We start from the raw sequence: 14283 nt of genomic DNA, 5'->3' as shown, positions 1-14283 counted from the left end.
GGGGGGATGGGCGCGTCCTGTCAATCGACGTTCCGCTAATAAATGTGCGGCCAATAAAAAGGGCCCCGGCAGGGACCCTTGGTGATGCGTCATGTTCAGCCGGCTAGCGTGTGAGCATGATGTTGCGCACCTTGTTTTTGGTACAGGCCAGCGAGCGGTCAGTCTCGAACTCGCAGGTCAGTTGATGATCCGCATCCTGCCAGCCGAGGGTGACGGGAACCTTGCCGCCGGACTCGGCAAACGCCTCATCGGTGACGGTGATCTTGCTGACGTTATTGCGATAAGACACCTTGAATTCACCGTTGGGTTTAAAGCCGAACAGAATGGCCTTTGTGGTGTAGGTGATGTCGGCCATGCCGATATTGCGCGTGAGCTCGGTCGAAATACATGCGATGCGGCTATCTTCATCCGCACATTGGGTGTCGGATGACGGCAGATACTCAACCGGTGTATTGCGTTTTTTCCAGCCGCCGGCCAGGATCTTGTCCTTGGTGGATAGCGGTTTTGGCGCGGCCTGGGGCTTTGGTCTCTCCACGGGTTTTGGCCGAGGGGCGGGAGGCGGCGCCGCAGTCCGACTCGCGGCCTCACGATCGGCGGCCTGCTGTGCGCTGGAGGCGCGTTGCAGGCCTTCGGAGGCGATGCCGTAGCCGCCGGCCAGCGCCTGTTTGTACCATTTTATGGCCTCGTCGTAATCCTGTTCGACACCGCGGCCTTTCTCATACAGCACACCCAGATAGTATTCGGCGCGTACATACTTTTTATTGGCGGATTTTTGTAACCATTTGCGCGCCAGCTCGTAATTTTTCTTGATGCCGTCGCCTTCCAGGTAGGCATAACCCAGTTTGAAGGCGGCCTTTTCATCATCCTGTTCTGCGGCCTTGGCATACCACTCAAAGGCCTTTTCGCTGTCTCTTACCGCGCCTTTACCCTTTTCGTACATTTCGCCAACGGCATATTGGGATTGTGCATCGCCCTTTTCGGCAGCGGCCAGTGCGTCTTTGAATTTTTCTTCCCATACATAGTCGCCAGCGGCAAAGGCCGCGGAGCTGAAGACTGCGATGCAGCCGGCAATACAGCCAGCGGCAATGAGTCGGAGAAGGTGCGGGTTCAGATTTTTCATCAAGATAGTCCCTGTAGAGAGCCTCGGTTACGGGTGAGGCCTTTTGGTATCAAGTTTCTGCATCATGATATCGGTAGCGGTGCGAAAAAACTTTAACTGGCCGCATTTAACGTTTTGTTTTACCACTCATTAACCGCCTGAGCAATACGGGCTACGGCGTTTGCGAGCTACTGCGTTTCATCGCTCAAGTATTGGTTTTCGTCACGAAAGATGCAGCGGGTGCGCAGGCAGTAATCCAGCCATTCGCTCAGAAAATGGTTGGTTTGCCACTTTTCGTCGGGCTGAAACATGTGGGGATTGGGATAGGGGTAACGGGCATTGATGCGGTGCCGGTGCTGAAAGGCCAGGGCCTCGGTCACATTGGCGTCATAATAATTACGGATTTTCATGTTCAGGCTGAGCAACCATGGCTGCTCCGTGTTGTGTATCAGCTGCAGGCAAAAGGTTTTGGTGTATTTGCTGCTTTCCAGAATGTCCAAATTCAGTCGGGTGCCATCGTCAGCGCGCACGCGAATGGACTTACCCAGGTCGCGCAGGCCGGGCACCACGTGCGACAGCTTTTTGAAATTCGCCTCGTGCAGGCGGGTGGCGTTTTTGAGCGTGCGCCGGGGGATGAGGATGTGTTGGGACATAATAAAGGGCTTGTTGTGGAACCGGGCCCTATTGTTGCGTAATCCAGTCGCGCATGCGAGCCCGCAAGCGAATATGTGCCTGGCTCAGTAACTGACTGATGCGGGATTCGCTGACGTTGAGCACGGAACCGATCTCGCGCAGGTTCAGTTCGGATTCGTAATACAGGGAGACAATCATCTTTTCGCGTTCCGGCAGCGAGCCGATCGCCTCCGAAAGTTTTTCCCGGAAGTGCTGGTTTTCCAGTTCGTCATGCACGCCGGGCTTGTTGTCATTGAGGCTGTGGCCAAAGGCGTCCTCGTCAATGCCGAGTTCATCCCAGCTCAGTACGCGATGGCTGGAGATGTCATTCAGGGTCTTGAAATAGTCCTCGCGGGAGATGCCGAGGGCGTCGATCACCTCTTCGTCGCGGGCGTCGCGGCCCTCGCGATGCTCGATGTTGCGAATCGCCTCGGTGATGTCGCGAATCTTGCGGTGCACGGATTTCGGCGCCCAGTCGTTGCGGCGTAATTCATCGAGCATGGCGCCGCGAATCCGGATGCCGGCATAGGTCTCAAAACTGGCGCCCTGGTTGGCATCATATTTCCGGGAGGCCTCGAGCAGGCCGATCATGCCGGCCTGCAGCAGATCATCGACAACCACCGAAGATGGCAGACGCGCCTTTAAATGGTACGCAATACGTTTCACCAGCGGCGCGTATTTGGTGACCAGCTCATCGTGACCGGCGTTCTCAAGGTTGTCGTACATGCTTGCCTCAGCAATCAAACGAGGGTGGTCCGGGCGTTGTCCCCGCGTGGGCGGGTGCAACGTTGGCCAGAGATTGTTTTGTAGAATTGCGGCAGAGTCGGTTGAATCTTTAGCGACAGGGCGGGCGGGGCGGTGGAGAACGGCGGTCGAAAACCGCGCAGGAATTCCCTGCGGTAGTGCGCAGAATGGGGGGCAATGCTACAGCTGGCGACGGCCCGAGAAGGCGTGGGCGAGCGTGCCGCCGTCCACATATTCCAGTTCGCCGCCCAGCGGCACGCCGTGGGCGATGCGGCTGCTGCTGATCCCATACAGCCGGGCCATCTCGCTGATGTAGTGGGCGGTAGCCTCGCCCTCGACGGTGGGATTGGTGGCGAGGATGATTTCGCTGATCACCCCCTCCGCCAGTCGGGCATCCAGCAGGTCCAGGCCAATGTCGTCGGGTCCGATGCCATCCAGCGGCGAGAGATGGCCCATCAATACAAAATAGCGGCCGCGATAGGGGGTGGCCTGCTCGATGGCGCGCACGTCGGCCGGTGACTCCACCACGCACAGCAGGTGCTGTTCACGGCTGCGGTTGGCGCACAGCGGGCAGAGCTCGGTTTCGCTGAGGGTGCGGCACTGGCTGCAATGGCCGACCTGCTCCGCCGCCTCGGCCAGGGACCGCGCCAGACGCTGCGCCCCTTCGCGATCGCGTTCCAGCAGATGAAAGGCCATGCGCTGCGCCGACTTGGGGCCCACGCCGGGCAGGCAGCGCAGGTCCTCAATCAGGCGATTGATGAGCGGGCTAAATTCCATGAGGCGGGCGCGATATCCTGGGGAGTGGGAGGGGCCGGGGGATGCCTAAAACGGCATCTTGAAACCGCCGGGCAGATTCAGCCCCGCGGTCATGCCGGACATCTTTTCCGCCGAGGTGCTCTCGACCTGGCGCACGGCATCGTTCACCGCCGCGGCCAGCAGGTCTTCCAGCATCTCCTTGTCGTCACCCATCAGGCTGTCGTCAATGCTGACCCGCTTCACATCGTGACGCCCGGTCATCACCACCGACACCATACCGCCGCCGGCCTGACCGGTGACTTCCATATTGGCCAGCTCCTCCTGGGCCTTCTGCATATTGGCCTGCATCTCCTGGGCCTGCCTCATTAGTTTGCCGATACCGCCTTTCATGGTGTGACTCCTGCGAATGTTGTGGGCTGCAAATGATGGCCGGGAATTATACCGGAAATTGGCTGCTACTGATTAGTGCTAAGTGCTAAGTAAAAGCCACAATCCGTAGGGCGCAATAACCGTAGGGCATTGCGCTGAATGCTCTAATCGACCGGCTGTACCGAGCCCGGTTTGAGCTGGCCGTCGAAGGCCTCCATGATGGCCTGCACGGTGGCGTCGCTGTCGATCACGGTCTCTGCCTGGTGCTGGCGGAGGTCCGTGCGTTCCTGTTGCCGCTCGGCCGGGGTGGCGGTGGCGGGGCCCTGCAGGCTGATGCTGAGCTTGACCTCCTGCCCCAGATGCTGCGATAGCGCCTCACGCAGGCCCGCCTCGCGGCTCTGGTTGAGCAGGTACTTGTGATTGGGCGACAGGCTCAGCTGAAAGTGGTTGCCATCCCGCTGGCTGAGGGCGCAGTTGGTCGCCAGTTGTTGCAGCATGGCGGACAGGTTCATGGCGTTGACGATGTCTTCCCAGTCGTCGCTGGACGCATAAGCGGCGCTGCCGGTGGCTGGTGTGGGCGACGGGATCGGCGCGGGCGAAGCGGCCGGCGCGGATCGAGCGGCAGGGGCGGTGGTCGGCAGGGGTTCGGCGACGCCCGTTGCGGCGGGTCCTGTCGGTGCCGCTGCCGCGGGGGCTGGGCGCGGCTGGGCGCGGCTCGCTGTGGCGGGGGCGGTCGCGGCTGGCGCTGTGCCCGGACTGGCCGGGCGAAACGCCAGCATGCGCAGCAGCACCATCTCGAAGCCGCCGCGGGCATCCGGGGCCAGGGGCAGGTCGCGGCGACCGATGAGGCCGATCTGGTAATAGAGCTGCACGTCTTCCGGCGCCATCTGTTGCGCCAGCGCCAGGATCGCCTCGCAGTCACCCAGGCTGTCGTCGATGGCCTCCGGCGCCGTCTGCGCCAGGGCCACGCGGTGCAGGGTGGAGATCAGCTCGGCCAGCACCCCGGCAAAATCCGGGCTGTGCTGCGCCAGTTCGCCGATCCGGGCCAGCAGACCGGGGGCGTCGTTGGCCGCCAGCAGCCGCAGCAGGTCCAGCACATGGTCCTGCTCGATAGAGCCGAGCATGGCGCGCACCTCGGACTCCGGAACCCGGCCGCTGCCGTAGGCGATGGCCTGATCCAGCAGGCTCAGGGCGTCGCGCATGGAGCCGTCGGCGGCGCGGGAGATGAGCGTCAGCGCCGCATTTTCATGGTCGATATTTTCCGCCCCCAGCACCCGCTCCAGGTGGCCGCGGATCTGTTCCAGCGGCAGGCGTTTGAGGTTGAATTGCAGGCAGCGCGAGAGGATGGTGACCGGCAGCTTCTGCGGATCGGTGGTGGCCAGCAGGAATTTCACGTGCGGCGGCGGCTCTTCCAGGGTCTTTAACAGCGCATTGAAGCTGTGGTTGGAGAACATGTGCACCTCGTCAATGAGGTAGACCTTGTAACGGCCGCGGCTCGGGGCGTATTGCACGTTGTCCAGCAGGTCGCGGGTCTCGTCCACCTTGGTGCGCGAGGCGGCGTCCACCTCGATCAGGTCGATGAAGCGGCCCTCGTTGATCTCGGTGCAGGCCGAACACACGCCGCAGGGCGTCGAGCTGACGCCCTGCTCACAGTTCAGCGACTTGGCGAGGATGCGGGCGATGGTGGTCTTGCCCACCCCGCGAGTGCCGGTGAACAGGAAGGCGTGGTGCAGGCGGTCGTTATCCAGCGCGTTCACCAGTGCCTTGAGCACGTGCTCCTGGCCGACCAGTTCGTTGAATGTGCGAGGGCGCCATTTGCGCGCCAGTACCTGATAGCTCATGTTTTTGCGATTCTACGGCGTCTGAAGAGGCTGAACATTGTAGCGGTGATCGGAGGTGGGGGGCTAGCCTCTTTTGAGTGCTGAGTGCTGAGTGCTGAGTGCTGAGTGCTGAGTGCTGAGTGCTGAGTGCTGAGATATTCGGCGCAATGCCCTTCGGTTATTGCGCCCTACGGCACCGTGTAGGAGGCCAGCCCTCTGGCCGATAGGTTGAGAGGGTGTGATTGTTGGGAGTGAATCGCCGAGGGGGCTCGGTTTTTATAAGGAGCAATGTCCTTCGGTTATTGCACCCTTGGGCTGGGATGCACCGGCTGCGACGTGGCAGAGCGGGCCCACGCTTTTCCCGACTTTTCGTCAAGGACGTTGCCTGAAAGGAAGGGCAAGGGTGGTTGCCGGCTTAGATGAGGTGGATCACAGGGCCGAAGTCCGGCCGATTTCGCCGCTGGGGCCATCGCATCAGTTGAGATTGACGACGCCTGGCCGCGAATGGCCGGGGTGGTCGGGGTGGTTTTTCAGAGATAAAAGGGGGGCTACTTCCTATGCCTCGCCAATGCGGTCATGGGCTGTGACTTTTATCCATGGCTCCGTTTGTGGCGGTTGGCGGGGGCGACGAGTCCGCAATGGTTCGCCGCATCCATCGCACGCTGGCCATTTACCGCGAGGACGCCTATCAGCTGGCGATACGTCGGGTCGTCGTGATCACGAAGATAATGAATGATGTCGCGGCAACCGTCGATGGAGATTCGCCTCGTCATCAAATCTTCGCGAATCATCTTCACCAGCTGATCACCGTCCGTGAATTCGGCGTGGTTGTGCCTGGATAAACCCAGGTTCGGGGTAATTGAAGTTTGGTGTAATCCGTTTGTCATGGTTCTGCTCCCTGCCCTGCTTCGGGTACTACTTGAGTCGCATGTCATTCTCTGGCGATGCACACTGCGGCAGCCTGTCCGGACATATGCCCCGGATGTCACCAGATTGGGCGCATGGCGTTTCAATGTCTGTGCGCTTCCGTACAGTTGGTGATGCAAGCGCCGGGTGTGGAGAGCCGTTGCGCGCGGGTGTGGAATGACAGGACTTGTTGAAAAAAATTGGTGCGGATGGCCCGCACCACAATGGAGGAATGCTCGGTAAACCGGGCAAAGGCGCGCAGACCGCCTTGTAAATTGTGGTACAGACATTGCGCTGGCATGCTCGTAATCCTGATGATGACCGTGCGAGTCGCGCGGCCCCGGTGTCCGGCGCCCTGGCAACGTCGCTCGCGCTTACTTGAAGGTGGAACGGGCGCTCGCCACGCCAGCCTTCAGGTCCACCCGGATTTTATCCGCGGTTTCCCCAGGCCTGATCCCGGGCTTCGTCACCGGCCATTTCCAGTTCCTTCAGTTTTTCGGACGCCGCGCGCTGTTTCGCGCGCAACCCATGAAGTGTCTCGGCGCGCTTGACCTGCATATCAGCCCCGGCGTTCTCCAACCCAGGCTCATTATTTCGGTTTGACACGCAGCTGGTTCTCTACCCTTTTCACGTCGGCCACAGCGCCTGCCAATTCCTTGGCCCTGTCGCTGTTCGACTGCGAATCGACCGATCCGGTTAACGTCACTACGCCATTTACGGTCTCGACGCTGATTTGCAGTGACTTGAGGCCAGGCTCGGCAAAAATGGCCGCCTTAACCTTGGTTGTGATCTCGGTATCCTCGATGGCCACGCCGGCTTTTGTGCCCTGCGCGCTCATTTTTTCACCAACGGTGTCGGCCGTATCGTCGATTTTCCTGCCGGCGTTATCAACCGTCTGGTCGATGTTTTTACCCGCGGTCTCCGCCGGCCCCGGCTTGTCGCACGCGGCGAGCCCGACAACGAGTAGCATCGAAATGCCGATTAATTTGAGATTTCCTGATACCTTCATTGAGGGAAGGCACGCCTGCAAAAAATTAGCCATTTTGGGTTTCCTTTCCGGGTTCACTCGTTCCGCGAGAATAGATGCGCGATCGATTGGCCTGGTAACGCTTTCAAATCTGGTCATTTGCATTTCCTCGTAATTATCTGATCCCGCAATGCAACGGTTGAGTCCGGTACAAGCTGCTGAGGAGTATTGCCTACGGTAGTGGGTTCCGGTACTGCGCGTTGTAACAGCGACTATCCATCCTCATCACATGCCGGTCTGTACGTTCTCGTACATAGCCAAACAGAAAGGCATGGTGCAGGTGGTCGTTGTCATGCGCCTTGAGTACGTGCTCCTGGCCGACCAGTTCACTAGATGTGCGAGGGCACCATTTGCGCGCCAGTACCTGATAATTCATATTTTTGCGATTCTACGGTGTCTGCAGTGGCTGAACGTTGTAGCGGTGATCGGAGACGGGGGGCTAGCTTCTTTTGAGTGTTGAGTGTTGAGTGTTGAGTGTTGAGTGTTGAGTGTTGAGTGTTGAGTGTGCTGAGACATTCGGCGCAATGCCCTTCGGTTATTGCGCCCTACGGCACCGTGTAGGAGGCCAGCCCTCTGGCCGATAGGTTGAGAGGGTGCGATTGTTGGGAGTGAATCGCCGAGGGGGCTCGGCTCCTACAAGGAGCAATGCCCTTTGGTTATTGCGCCCTTGGCAGCGTGTAGGAGGCCAGCCCTCTGGCCGATAGGTTGAGAGGGTGCGATTGTTGGGAGTGGATCGCCGAGGGGGCTTGGCTCCTACAGGGTGAAAAAGAAGGTGGCGCCGCCATCGACCTCGGCTTCGGCCCAGATGCGGCCGCCGTGACGGCGGATGCAGCGCTGTACGGTGGCCAGGCCGATGCCGGTGCCCTCGAATTCCTGGCCGTGCAGGCGTTGAAAGGCGTTAAACAGCTGGCCGACATAGTGCATGTCGAAGCCGACGCCGTTGTCTTCGATGTAATAGACCGTTTCACCCTCCTGGAGTCTGCTGCCGAATTCGATTCGCGCCTGGGCGGTTTTGCCGGTGTATTTCCAGGCGTTGGCCAGCAGGTTTTGCAGGGCGATGCGTAGCAGGTGTCGGTCGCCGGTAGCGTACATGTCATTCGCCAGGGTGACCTCGACGTCGCGCTGGGGTTCCTGTTCGCGCAGTTGCTGGACAATCTCCTCGGCCAGTTTATCGAGGGCAACGCTGCCCTGCTGGATGTCGTGCTGGCTGACGCGCGAGAGGGTGAGCATGGCATCGATCAGCTCGCCCATTTTCCGGGTGCCCCTGCGGACCCGTTGCAGATAATCCTGTCCGGTCGGGTCGAGCCGGTCGGCATAGTCCTCCAGCAGGGCCTGACTAAAACCGTCGATGCCGCGCAGGGGCGCGCGCAGGTCGTGGGAGACGGAATAGCTAAAGGCCTCCAGCTCCTGAATGGCATCGGATAGTTCGGCGGTGCGTTGCCGCACCCGCTGCTCCAGGCGGGTATTCGCCGTCTGCAGTTCTTTCAGCAGGTTGATCTCGAAGCTGTTGGAATGCCACTCGCGCAGGGTGAGAAAGAAGGCAAAGGCGATCGCCGCCAGGGTCATGACGGTGAAGGTGGCCTCGTCCAGCCGCTGTTTGAAATACAGGGCAAAGGCCAACACGGTAAACAGGCACAGGGCCGGCATGATGGCCTCGTATTTCTGCGCGCGCGGGGCGCCTCTGGCATCGCTCTTTCGGGAGGCGGTCTGGGTGACGGCATCCTGCTCAAAGGCCGCCCAGTATTGCAGGGCGAAGGCGACCAGCCAGTAGACGTTCAGATAACTGGTGGCGTCAAAGGATTGTCCCAGCAGCTGGAAGGCATACAGCGTGTCCGTGACGGCAAAGATCAATACCGCGCCCAGCATCAGCCGGAAACTGTTGCGGTTTTCGCGCGCCACGTAAAACCAGTAGCAGTAGATGCCGAACACAAGACAGACAAAGGTCAATACGGAATGTGATAAGGCGAACAGTTTGTAGTCGAGCGGCTGTTGCGACTGCTGCAGGGCCTGCGATAAAAGGATAAAACACAGCACGATGATGGTGCAGATGATCAGCCCCAGGTTGGCGATCTGGATCATGTTGTACTGGCGGGTCGGCATCTGGTTGCGGTAATAGATGAGCCCCGCGGTGAAGAAAATGGCATAGCCCATGAAGAACCAGTCGCCGATGCTGGGGAAGGGCGTGAGCGCACCGCTGAAGATCTCGTAATAGTCCCACACCAGCATGCCCGCGAACCACGACAGGGCGGCGTATCCAAACAGCCGCCAGGCCCTGCGTTCGTGCGCCACTGGCCGGCGTCTGGCGGTGAGCAGGCAGCGCCAGCCGGTGGCCAGTGCGGCCAGGGTCCAGAAAAAATCGGACCACCAGTTGAGGGAGCTGTCTGCCAGTACGCCGCTATAGGCGCCGATCAGATAAACGGCCAGCACACCGCCGATGCTTGCGAGCAGCTTCAGGCGCCGTTGCCTGACGGGCTCGATCTCTTTAATCGGGGTAGGAGATGCTGTCGACATTCGTCACCCTCGCTGACATCGCGACTGCGCCGTGGCTGCGGTTGGGATCGTCTGTCGGGGATGCTGTGGCATCAGATATCCAGTTAGGGCGCGTGGCCTGTATGAAACGCTCGGGCCAAGACTACTAAATGGTGGAAACAGTTAACAAGAGGGATTATACGGAGGTGACCCTCTGCTGACCGCAGTGAACCGCGTCGAGTGTGGTCCAAAATCGAACGCTGTCTGGAATTAGGGTGGCAACCCGCACCAGCCACACCCGCACACGAATCCACTGCTGCCGCTGCTCCCTTCCGGGCCTGACGGGGTTCACAGTTTCTCGTTGCAAGGGGACCCGCACGGGTCGCCATAACGACGTCTGAGGGGATGCCGCGAGTCGGCATCCCCTCAGAGGGCGGACATGATACCCAAAAGCGGCAGCAAACACACCCCGCCGCGGCCGGCCCTACTGCAGCAGGGAGATGGCCTTGATCTGGGCGTAGGCCGATGTGCCGGGGGTCAGCCGCAGCGCCGCAGCGGATTTGCGGGTGATGCGCGCCAGCAGCGGAACGCCGCCGGCATCGAGCCGGAGCAGCACCTGGGCGGGGGTCTCCTCGCTGAGCGAGGCCACCCTCACGGGCACAATGTTGAGGATGCTGGTGTCGGTCTGCCGCGCCAGTGTGAGGCTGATATCGCGCGCCAGAATCTGCAGGCGCACGGGCTGGCCGATGGCCAGGGGCGTGGCGGGTGGCGTGTGAGGAACACTGAACTCACCGCCGGCAAACGCCAGCCGGGTGAGGCCGAACGCCGTATCGTGGCCGCTGACGGTGGCCTCGATCATGCTCGCGGCATCCTGGTCCTGGGCCAGCGGCAGATCGGCGCGGGTGAGCATCTCGGTGATGGGGCCGCTGGCCTGCACGCGACCCTCATCGAGCAACACCAGGTGATCGGCCAGGCGCGCCACCTCGTCGATGGCGTGGCTCACATAGATCATGGGGATCTCCAGTTCGCGGTGCAGGCGCTCAAAAAACGGCAGGATCTCCTGCTTGCGCCGGTGCTCCAGCGCCGCCAGCGGTTCGTCCAGCAACAGTAGCTGCGGGCTGGTAAGCAGGGCGCGGGCGATGGCCACGCGCTGACGTTCACCGCCTGACAGCTGGTGGCTGCCTCGGTCCAGTAACGGTTCCAGCCCCAGCAGGCTGATGGCCTGCTCAGGGTGGATGTGGCGCGCAGCGGCCGGCACCCGTCGATAGCCGTATTGCAGATTGCCCCGCACCGACAGGTGCTCAAACAGACTGGACTCCTGGAACACGTAACCCAGTGGCCGCTGGTGGGTGGGCAGACAGCGTGCGGCATCCTGCCAGACGCTGTCGCCGATGCGGAAGTGGCCGCGGGCGCCCTTTTCCAGTCCGGCAATGGCCCGCAGCAGGGTGGTCTTGCCACAACCGGAGGGGCCGAACAGGGCGGTGATGCCGCGGGCCGGCACGCAGAAGCGGGCGTCCAGACTGAAGTGTTCGCGATCTAACTGAAAGTGGGTGTCGATGGTCATTGCGACAGTATCCGGCCGCGCCGATTGAGGCTGTAGATGCCCACCAGCATGATGAACGACAGCAGCAACAGACCGGCGGACAACCAATGGGCCTGGCCGTATTCCAGGGCCTCGACATGCTCATAGATGGCGATGGACAGCACCTGGGTCTCGCCGGGGATATTGCCACCGATCATCAGCACCACACCGAACTCCCCCACGGTGTGCGCGAAACCCAGCACCGCCGCCGTGAGATAAGCCGGTCGCGCCAGGGGAATGACCACGCTGAGGAAGCGGTCCCAGGGCGTGGCGCGCAGCGTGGCAGCCACCTCCAGGGGGCGTCGGCCAATGGCGGTGAAGGCATTCTGCAAGGGCTGCACCACAAACGGCAGGGAATACAACACCGAGCCCACCACCAGTCCGCTAAAGGTAAAGGCGATGGCATGGCCGCCGAGGCCTTCCAGCAGGCCGCCGATGGGCCCGTTCGGCCCCAGTGTGATGAGCAGATAAAAGCCCAGCACCGTGGGGGGCAGGATGAGCGGCAAGGCGATCAGGGCCTCGATGGGGGTCCTGAACCGGCTGCGACTGTGGGCGAGCCACCAGGCCAGGGGGGTGCCCAGCAACAGCAGGATCAGGGTGGTGATGCCGGCCAGCTTGAGGGTGGTCCACAGCGCGAGAAGGTCGGTTTCGGAAAGGATCATGTTGTGCGTTATACGCGATTCGGCGACTGGTCGGAATGATGGCTCGGAATTATTCGGCAGGCACTGCGGTATCGACTTCCGGCGTGTGATACCCGTGTCGACGAATGATCTCCCGCGCCGCCTCGCTGTGGAGGAAGTCGATAAAGGCCCGCGCCAGCGGCGTGTCCCTGATCAGCACGGCCTGCTGGATGATGGGGGTGTACAGCGATTGCGGGGGCTCCCAGTAGGAGCCGACGACCGGCGGTTTTTTCACAGGCTTGGCGAAAACCTGCGCCGCGGCGACGAAACCCAGCTGTGCATTGCCGCTGTGGACATACTGATAGCTCTGGCCGATGTTCTCCCCGCGCACCAGCTGCGGCTGCAAGCGGTCCCACAGGCCCCGTGCCTGCAACACCTCGCGCGCCGCCCGGCCATAGGGCGCCAGCCTGGGGTTGGCGATGGCGAGCTTGCGGAATGCCCCCGTCTCCAGCACCGCAGCGTCGGCATCGATCAGGCCGGCATCCGGACTCCACAGCAGCAGGCGGCCCTGGGCGTAGGTGAAGCGGCTGTCGGGGACGGCGATGGCGTTTTTTTCCAGTAGGGCGGGCCGCTCGGCATCGGCGGCCAGAAAGAGATCAAACGGCGCGCCGTGACTGATCTGGGCGAAGTGTTTGCCGGTGGAGCCGAAGGCGAGACGGATGGTGTGTCCGGTTTGTTGCTCGAACTGTTCGGCCAGCAGGGTGGCGGTGCGACTGAAGTTGGTTGCCACGGCCACCCGCAGGGTGTCGGCCCAGGCGGTCGTCGCCTGGCTGGCAAGGATCAAAATCAGGCTGCATCTACTGGCAAGGGAAAGCATATATTTTTCCATCTAAATCGTGGTCTGTCACCTAATGACCCCAAATATACTCTGAACTGGATTTTCGATTAGACTAGCAACTAAATCCTGGTCTGCCGCCTATTATTACAATGACTTGTCAGCAAATACACAAATTGGTACTGCATCCACGGCACGCTAATTTTGTATTAACGTCCTGGGATGGGTTGATCGCCCGCTTGCGGGAGGTGGCGTTCCTTGGTGAAAAGTTAGATAAAAAGTTGGGTGAACAGCTGGATAAACCACTTAATAAACCTCTTAATAACGAACGGCAGAATCGCTTTTTAGTCGGCGAACAATTTTTACACTACATTACCTTTATGGGTTGCTCGCCTGCGGTGGAACTCACGCCACCAACGGACGGATCCCTGGATTATTGCCATATTCATTTCAGCGAAATAATCCCTGAGCCGCGCTTTCGTAGCGCATCACAGAACGTGTTTGCTCGTTGCCCACACTGCCGCAAACGCATAAACAATTGGGAGCAGGCCGTATCGAGTTGGTCGAAGGATTCGTCCGCGGGCAATTTTATCTGTGATAAATGCGCGGAACTGATTTCATTATACCAATTGGGTTGGAGGCACACAGCGGGTTTCGCTCGACTGTTCATTGATATCTACAGCATTTACCCGCAGGAAGGGATTCCCACTGATCAGCTTTTGTCCTTGCTGGAAACAGAGACAGGGGTGCAATGGGATTATTTTTTTACCGACCAGTGAAGATTGGGTTAAAGGAGTCAGAATCCGTTAATTTTCTTCATCCTTAAATCAATCGAGCCTGGCCCGATTGATTTTGCCAACCAGAAGAAAATAAGACTCTGAATATATAAGATGAAAACTCATTTACAATCGAATGGGAGTGAATAACCTTTGAGCATATCTGCACCCAGCCTGCTCTCCATCAAGGAAACCCCCATCCACCCGGATTTTTCAGCGACCTATTCACACCTGGGTATTGCTGAGACCACTACAACCTCCATGCGCAAGGCCATCGCTGCAATCAAAAAACAGCCGTTTGATTTTATCGTTTGCGAATTCATGTATCGATACGGCTCGGATTATGCGGGATGTACCATTTCCAATCTGGATGTGATGCTGTCCTCGCTGCAAAAATATTCACCGGATGCGCGGGTCATCGCGCTGGTCGATAAGACAGAACAGCAATATATTGCCAGGCTCACGGAACATTTTTCTTTGCATGCGACACTGGTGTATCCGGTAAATCACGAAACCATGCAGCAAGCCTTGTCATATATAAAAGGGGTATGGTCCGAATGGCACTTAGTTAAGCATAAGTTACTAATTTAAAAGAAAGAAAGCTGGAC

The 14283-nt window shown here is 59.7% G+C and carries 16 protein-coding genes and 1 other RNA gene; 3 read left to right on the top strand and 14 right to left on the bottom strand.

Annotation, left to right across the window (positions count from 1 at the left end):
- Positions 1 to 103: 103 nt before the first annotated feature.
- From RRB22_11970 to dnaX, 6 genes are all read right to left on the bottom strand, one after another.
- Positions 104 to 1120, bottom strand: coding sequence for a tetratricopeptide repeat protein (locus tag RRB22_11970; GenBank protein ID MDT8385120.1), 1017 nt, complete (start codon positions 1118 to 1120; stop codon positions 104 to 106).
- A gap of 167 nt (positions 1121 to 1287) precedes the next feature.
- Positions 1288 to 1752: a DUF1249 domain-containing protein gene (locus RRB22_11965; GenBank protein ID MDT8385119.1), complete on the bottom strand. Its 465-nt coding sequence runs from the start codon at positions 1750 to 1752 to the stop codon at positions 1288 to 1290.
- Between the two features lie 28 nt (positions 1753 to 1780).
- Positions 1781 to 2497 carry an RNA polymerase sigma factor FliA gene (locus RRB22_11960; protein MDT8385118.1) on the bottom strand — a complete coding sequence of 239 codons (717 nt, stop codon included), beginning with the start codon at positions 2495 to 2497 and terminating at the stop codon, positions 1781 to 1783.
- Between the two features lie 198 nt (positions 2498 to 2695).
- Positions 2696 to 3292 (bottom strand): recombination mediator RecR, encoded by a 597-nt coding sequence (gene recR / locus RRB22_11955; protein MDT8385117.1) that lies wholly within the window; start codon positions 3290 to 3292, stop codon positions 2696 to 2698.
- Positions 3293 to 3337: 45 nt separating this feature from the next.
- Positions 3338 to 3661 (bottom strand): YbaB/EbfC family nucleoid-associated protein, encoded by a 324-nt coding sequence (locus RRB22_11950; protein ID MDT8385116.1) that lies wholly within the window; start codon positions 3659 to 3661, stop codon positions 3338 to 3340.
- A gap of 143 nt (positions 3662 to 3804) precedes the next feature.
- Positions 3805 to 5481 carry a DNA polymerase III subunit gamma/tau gene (dnaX, locus tag RRB22_11945; GenBank protein ID MDT8385115.1) on the bottom strand — a complete coding sequence of 559 codons (1677 nt, stop codon included), beginning with the start codon at positions 5479 to 5481 and terminating at the stop codon, positions 3805 to 3807.
- A 617-nt stretch (positions 5482 to 6098) separates the two neighbouring features.
- Here dnaX and RRB22_11940 point away from each other — a divergent pair.
- Complete coding sequence (locus RRB22_11940; protein ID MDT8385114.1) at positions 6099 to 6302, top strand: hypothetical protein; 204 nt, start codon at positions 6099 to 6101, stop codon at positions 6300 to 6302.
- A 167-nt stretch (positions 6303 to 6469) separates the two neighbouring features.
- Here the strand turns inward: RRB22_11940 and RRB22_11935 are convergent, their stop codons facing one another.
- The 8 genes from RRB22_11935 to modA form a co-directional block, all read right to left on the bottom strand.
- On the bottom strand, positions 6470 to 6667 hold the full coding sequence (locus RRB22_11935) for a hypothetical protein (GenBank protein ID MDT8385113.1): 198 nt from the start codon (positions 6665 to 6667) through the stop codon (positions 6470 to 6472).
- A 128-nt stretch (positions 6668 to 6795) separates the two neighbouring features.
- Positions 6796 to 6924: a hypothetical protein gene (locus RRB22_11930; GenBank protein MDT8385112.1), complete on the bottom strand. Its 129-nt coding sequence runs from the start codon at positions 6922 to 6924 to the stop codon at positions 6796 to 6798.
- Between the two features lie 31 nt (positions 6925 to 6955).
- Positions 6956 to 7492: a BON domain-containing protein gene (locus tag RRB22_11925; GenBank protein MDT8385111.1), complete on the bottom strand. Its 537-nt coding sequence runs from the start codon at positions 7490 to 7492 to the stop codon at positions 6956 to 6958.
- Positions 7493 to 8146: 654 nt separating this feature from the next.
- Positions 8147 to 9904, bottom strand: coding sequence for an ATP-binding protein (locus tag RRB22_11920; GenBank protein MDT8385110.1), 1758 nt, complete (start codon positions 9902 to 9904; stop codon positions 8147 to 8149).
- Positions 9905 to 10145: 241 nt separating this feature from the next.
- Positions 10146 to 10240, bottom strand: an RNA gene (gene ffs / locus RRB22_11915) — signal recognition particle sRNA small type.
- Between the two features lie 106 nt (positions 10241 to 10346).
- Positions 10347 to 11426: a molybdenum ABC transporter ATP-binding protein gene (gene modC, locus RRB22_11910; protein MDT8385109.1), complete on the bottom strand. Its 1080-nt coding sequence runs from the start codon at positions 11424 to 11426 to the stop codon at positions 10347 to 10349.
- The gene (modB, locus tag RRB22_11905) at positions 11423 to 12106 is read right to left on the bottom strand and encodes a molybdate ABC transporter permease subunit (protein MDT8385108.1); all 684 of its coding nucleotides are present in this window, start codon (positions 12104 to 12106) and stop codon (positions 11423 to 11425) included. Before modB ends, modC begins: the two co-directional genes overlap by 4 nt.
- A gap of 49 nt (positions 12107 to 12155) precedes the next feature.
- A complete protein-coding gene (gene modA, locus RRB22_11900; protein ID MDT8385107.1) occupies positions 12156 to 12941 on the bottom strand; it encodes a molybdate ABC transporter substrate-binding protein in 786 nt (261 codons plus the stop codon).
- A gap of 134 nt (positions 12942 to 13075) precedes the next feature.
- On the opposite strand from modA, the gene RRB22_11895 reads away from it, so the two are divergent.
- Positions 13076 to 13678 carry a hypothetical protein gene (locus tag RRB22_11895; GenBank protein ID MDT8385106.1) on the top strand — a complete coding sequence of 201 codons (603 nt, stop codon included), beginning with the start codon at positions 13076 to 13078 and terminating at the stop codon, positions 13676 to 13678.
- 150 nt (positions 13679 to 13828) lie between these two features.
- Positions 13829 to 14266, top strand: a complete 438-nt coding sequence (locus tag RRB22_11890; protein MDT8385105.1) for a hypothetical protein — start codon at positions 13829 to 13831, stop codon at positions 14264 to 14266.
- The last annotated feature ends 17 nt before the right edge of the window (positions 14267 to 14283 follow it).

The organism is Gammaproteobacteria bacterium (genome assembly GCA_032250735.1).
In the GTDB taxonomy this organism is placed as follows: Bacteria; Pseudomonadota; Gammaproteobacteria; order SZUA-152; family SZUA-152; genus SZUA-152.
The sequence above is the reverse complement of the archived record's forward strand: the minus strand, read 5'-3'. Positions and strand labels throughout refer to the sequence as shown.

Coding starts and splice junctions, on each gene's coding strand:
- RRB22_11970 (MDT8385120.1), bottom strand. CDS start 1,120: ATGAAAAATCTGAACCCGCACCTTCTCCGACTCATTGCCGCTGGCTGT.
- RRB22_11965 (MDT8385119.1), bottom strand. CDS start 1,752: ATGTCCCAACACATCCTCATCCCCCGGCGCACGCTCAAAAACGCCACC.
- RRB22_11960 (MDT8385118.1), bottom strand. CDS start 2,497: ATGTACGACAACCTTGAGAACGCCGGTCACGATGAGCTGGTCACCAAA.
- recR (MDT8385117.1), bottom strand. CDS start 3,292: ATGGAATTTAGCCCGCTCATCAATCGCCTGATTGAGGACCTGCGCTGC.
- RRB22_11950 (MDT8385116.1), bottom strand. CDS start 3,661: ATGAAAGGCGGTATCGGCAAACTAATGAGGCAGGCCCAGGAGATGCAG.
- dnaX (MDT8385115.1), bottom strand. CDS start 5,481: ATGAGCTATCAGGTACTGGCGCGCAAATGGCGCCCTCGCACATTCAAC.
- RRB22_11940 (MDT8385114.1), top strand. CDS start 6,099: ATGGTTCGCCGCATCCATCGCACGCTGGCCATTTACCGCGAGGACGCC.
- RRB22_11935 (MDT8385113.1), bottom strand. CDS start 6,667: ATGCCAGCGCAATGTCTGTACCACAATTTACAAGGCGGTCTGCGCGCC.
- RRB22_11930 (MDT8385112.1), bottom strand. CDS start 6,924: ATGCAGGTCAAGCGCGCCGAGACACTTCATGGGTTGCGCGCGAAACAG.
- RRB22_11925 (MDT8385111.1), bottom strand. CDS start 7,492: ATGACCAGATTTGAAAGCGTTACCAGGCCAATCGATCGCGCATCTATT.
- RRB22_11920 (MDT8385110.1), bottom strand. CDS start 9,904: ATGTCGACAGCATCTCCTACCCCGATTAAAGAGATCGAGCCCGTCAGG.
- modC (MDT8385109.1), bottom strand. CDS start 11,426: ATGACCATCGACACCCACTTTCAGTTAGATCGCGAACACTTCAGTCTG.
- modB (MDT8385108.1), bottom strand. CDS start 12,106: ATGATCCTTTCCGAAACCGACCTTCTCGCGCTGTGGACCACCCTCAAG.
- modA (MDT8385107.1), bottom strand. CDS start 12,941: ATGCTTTCCCTTGCCAGTAGATGCAGCCTGATTTTGATCCTTGCCAGC.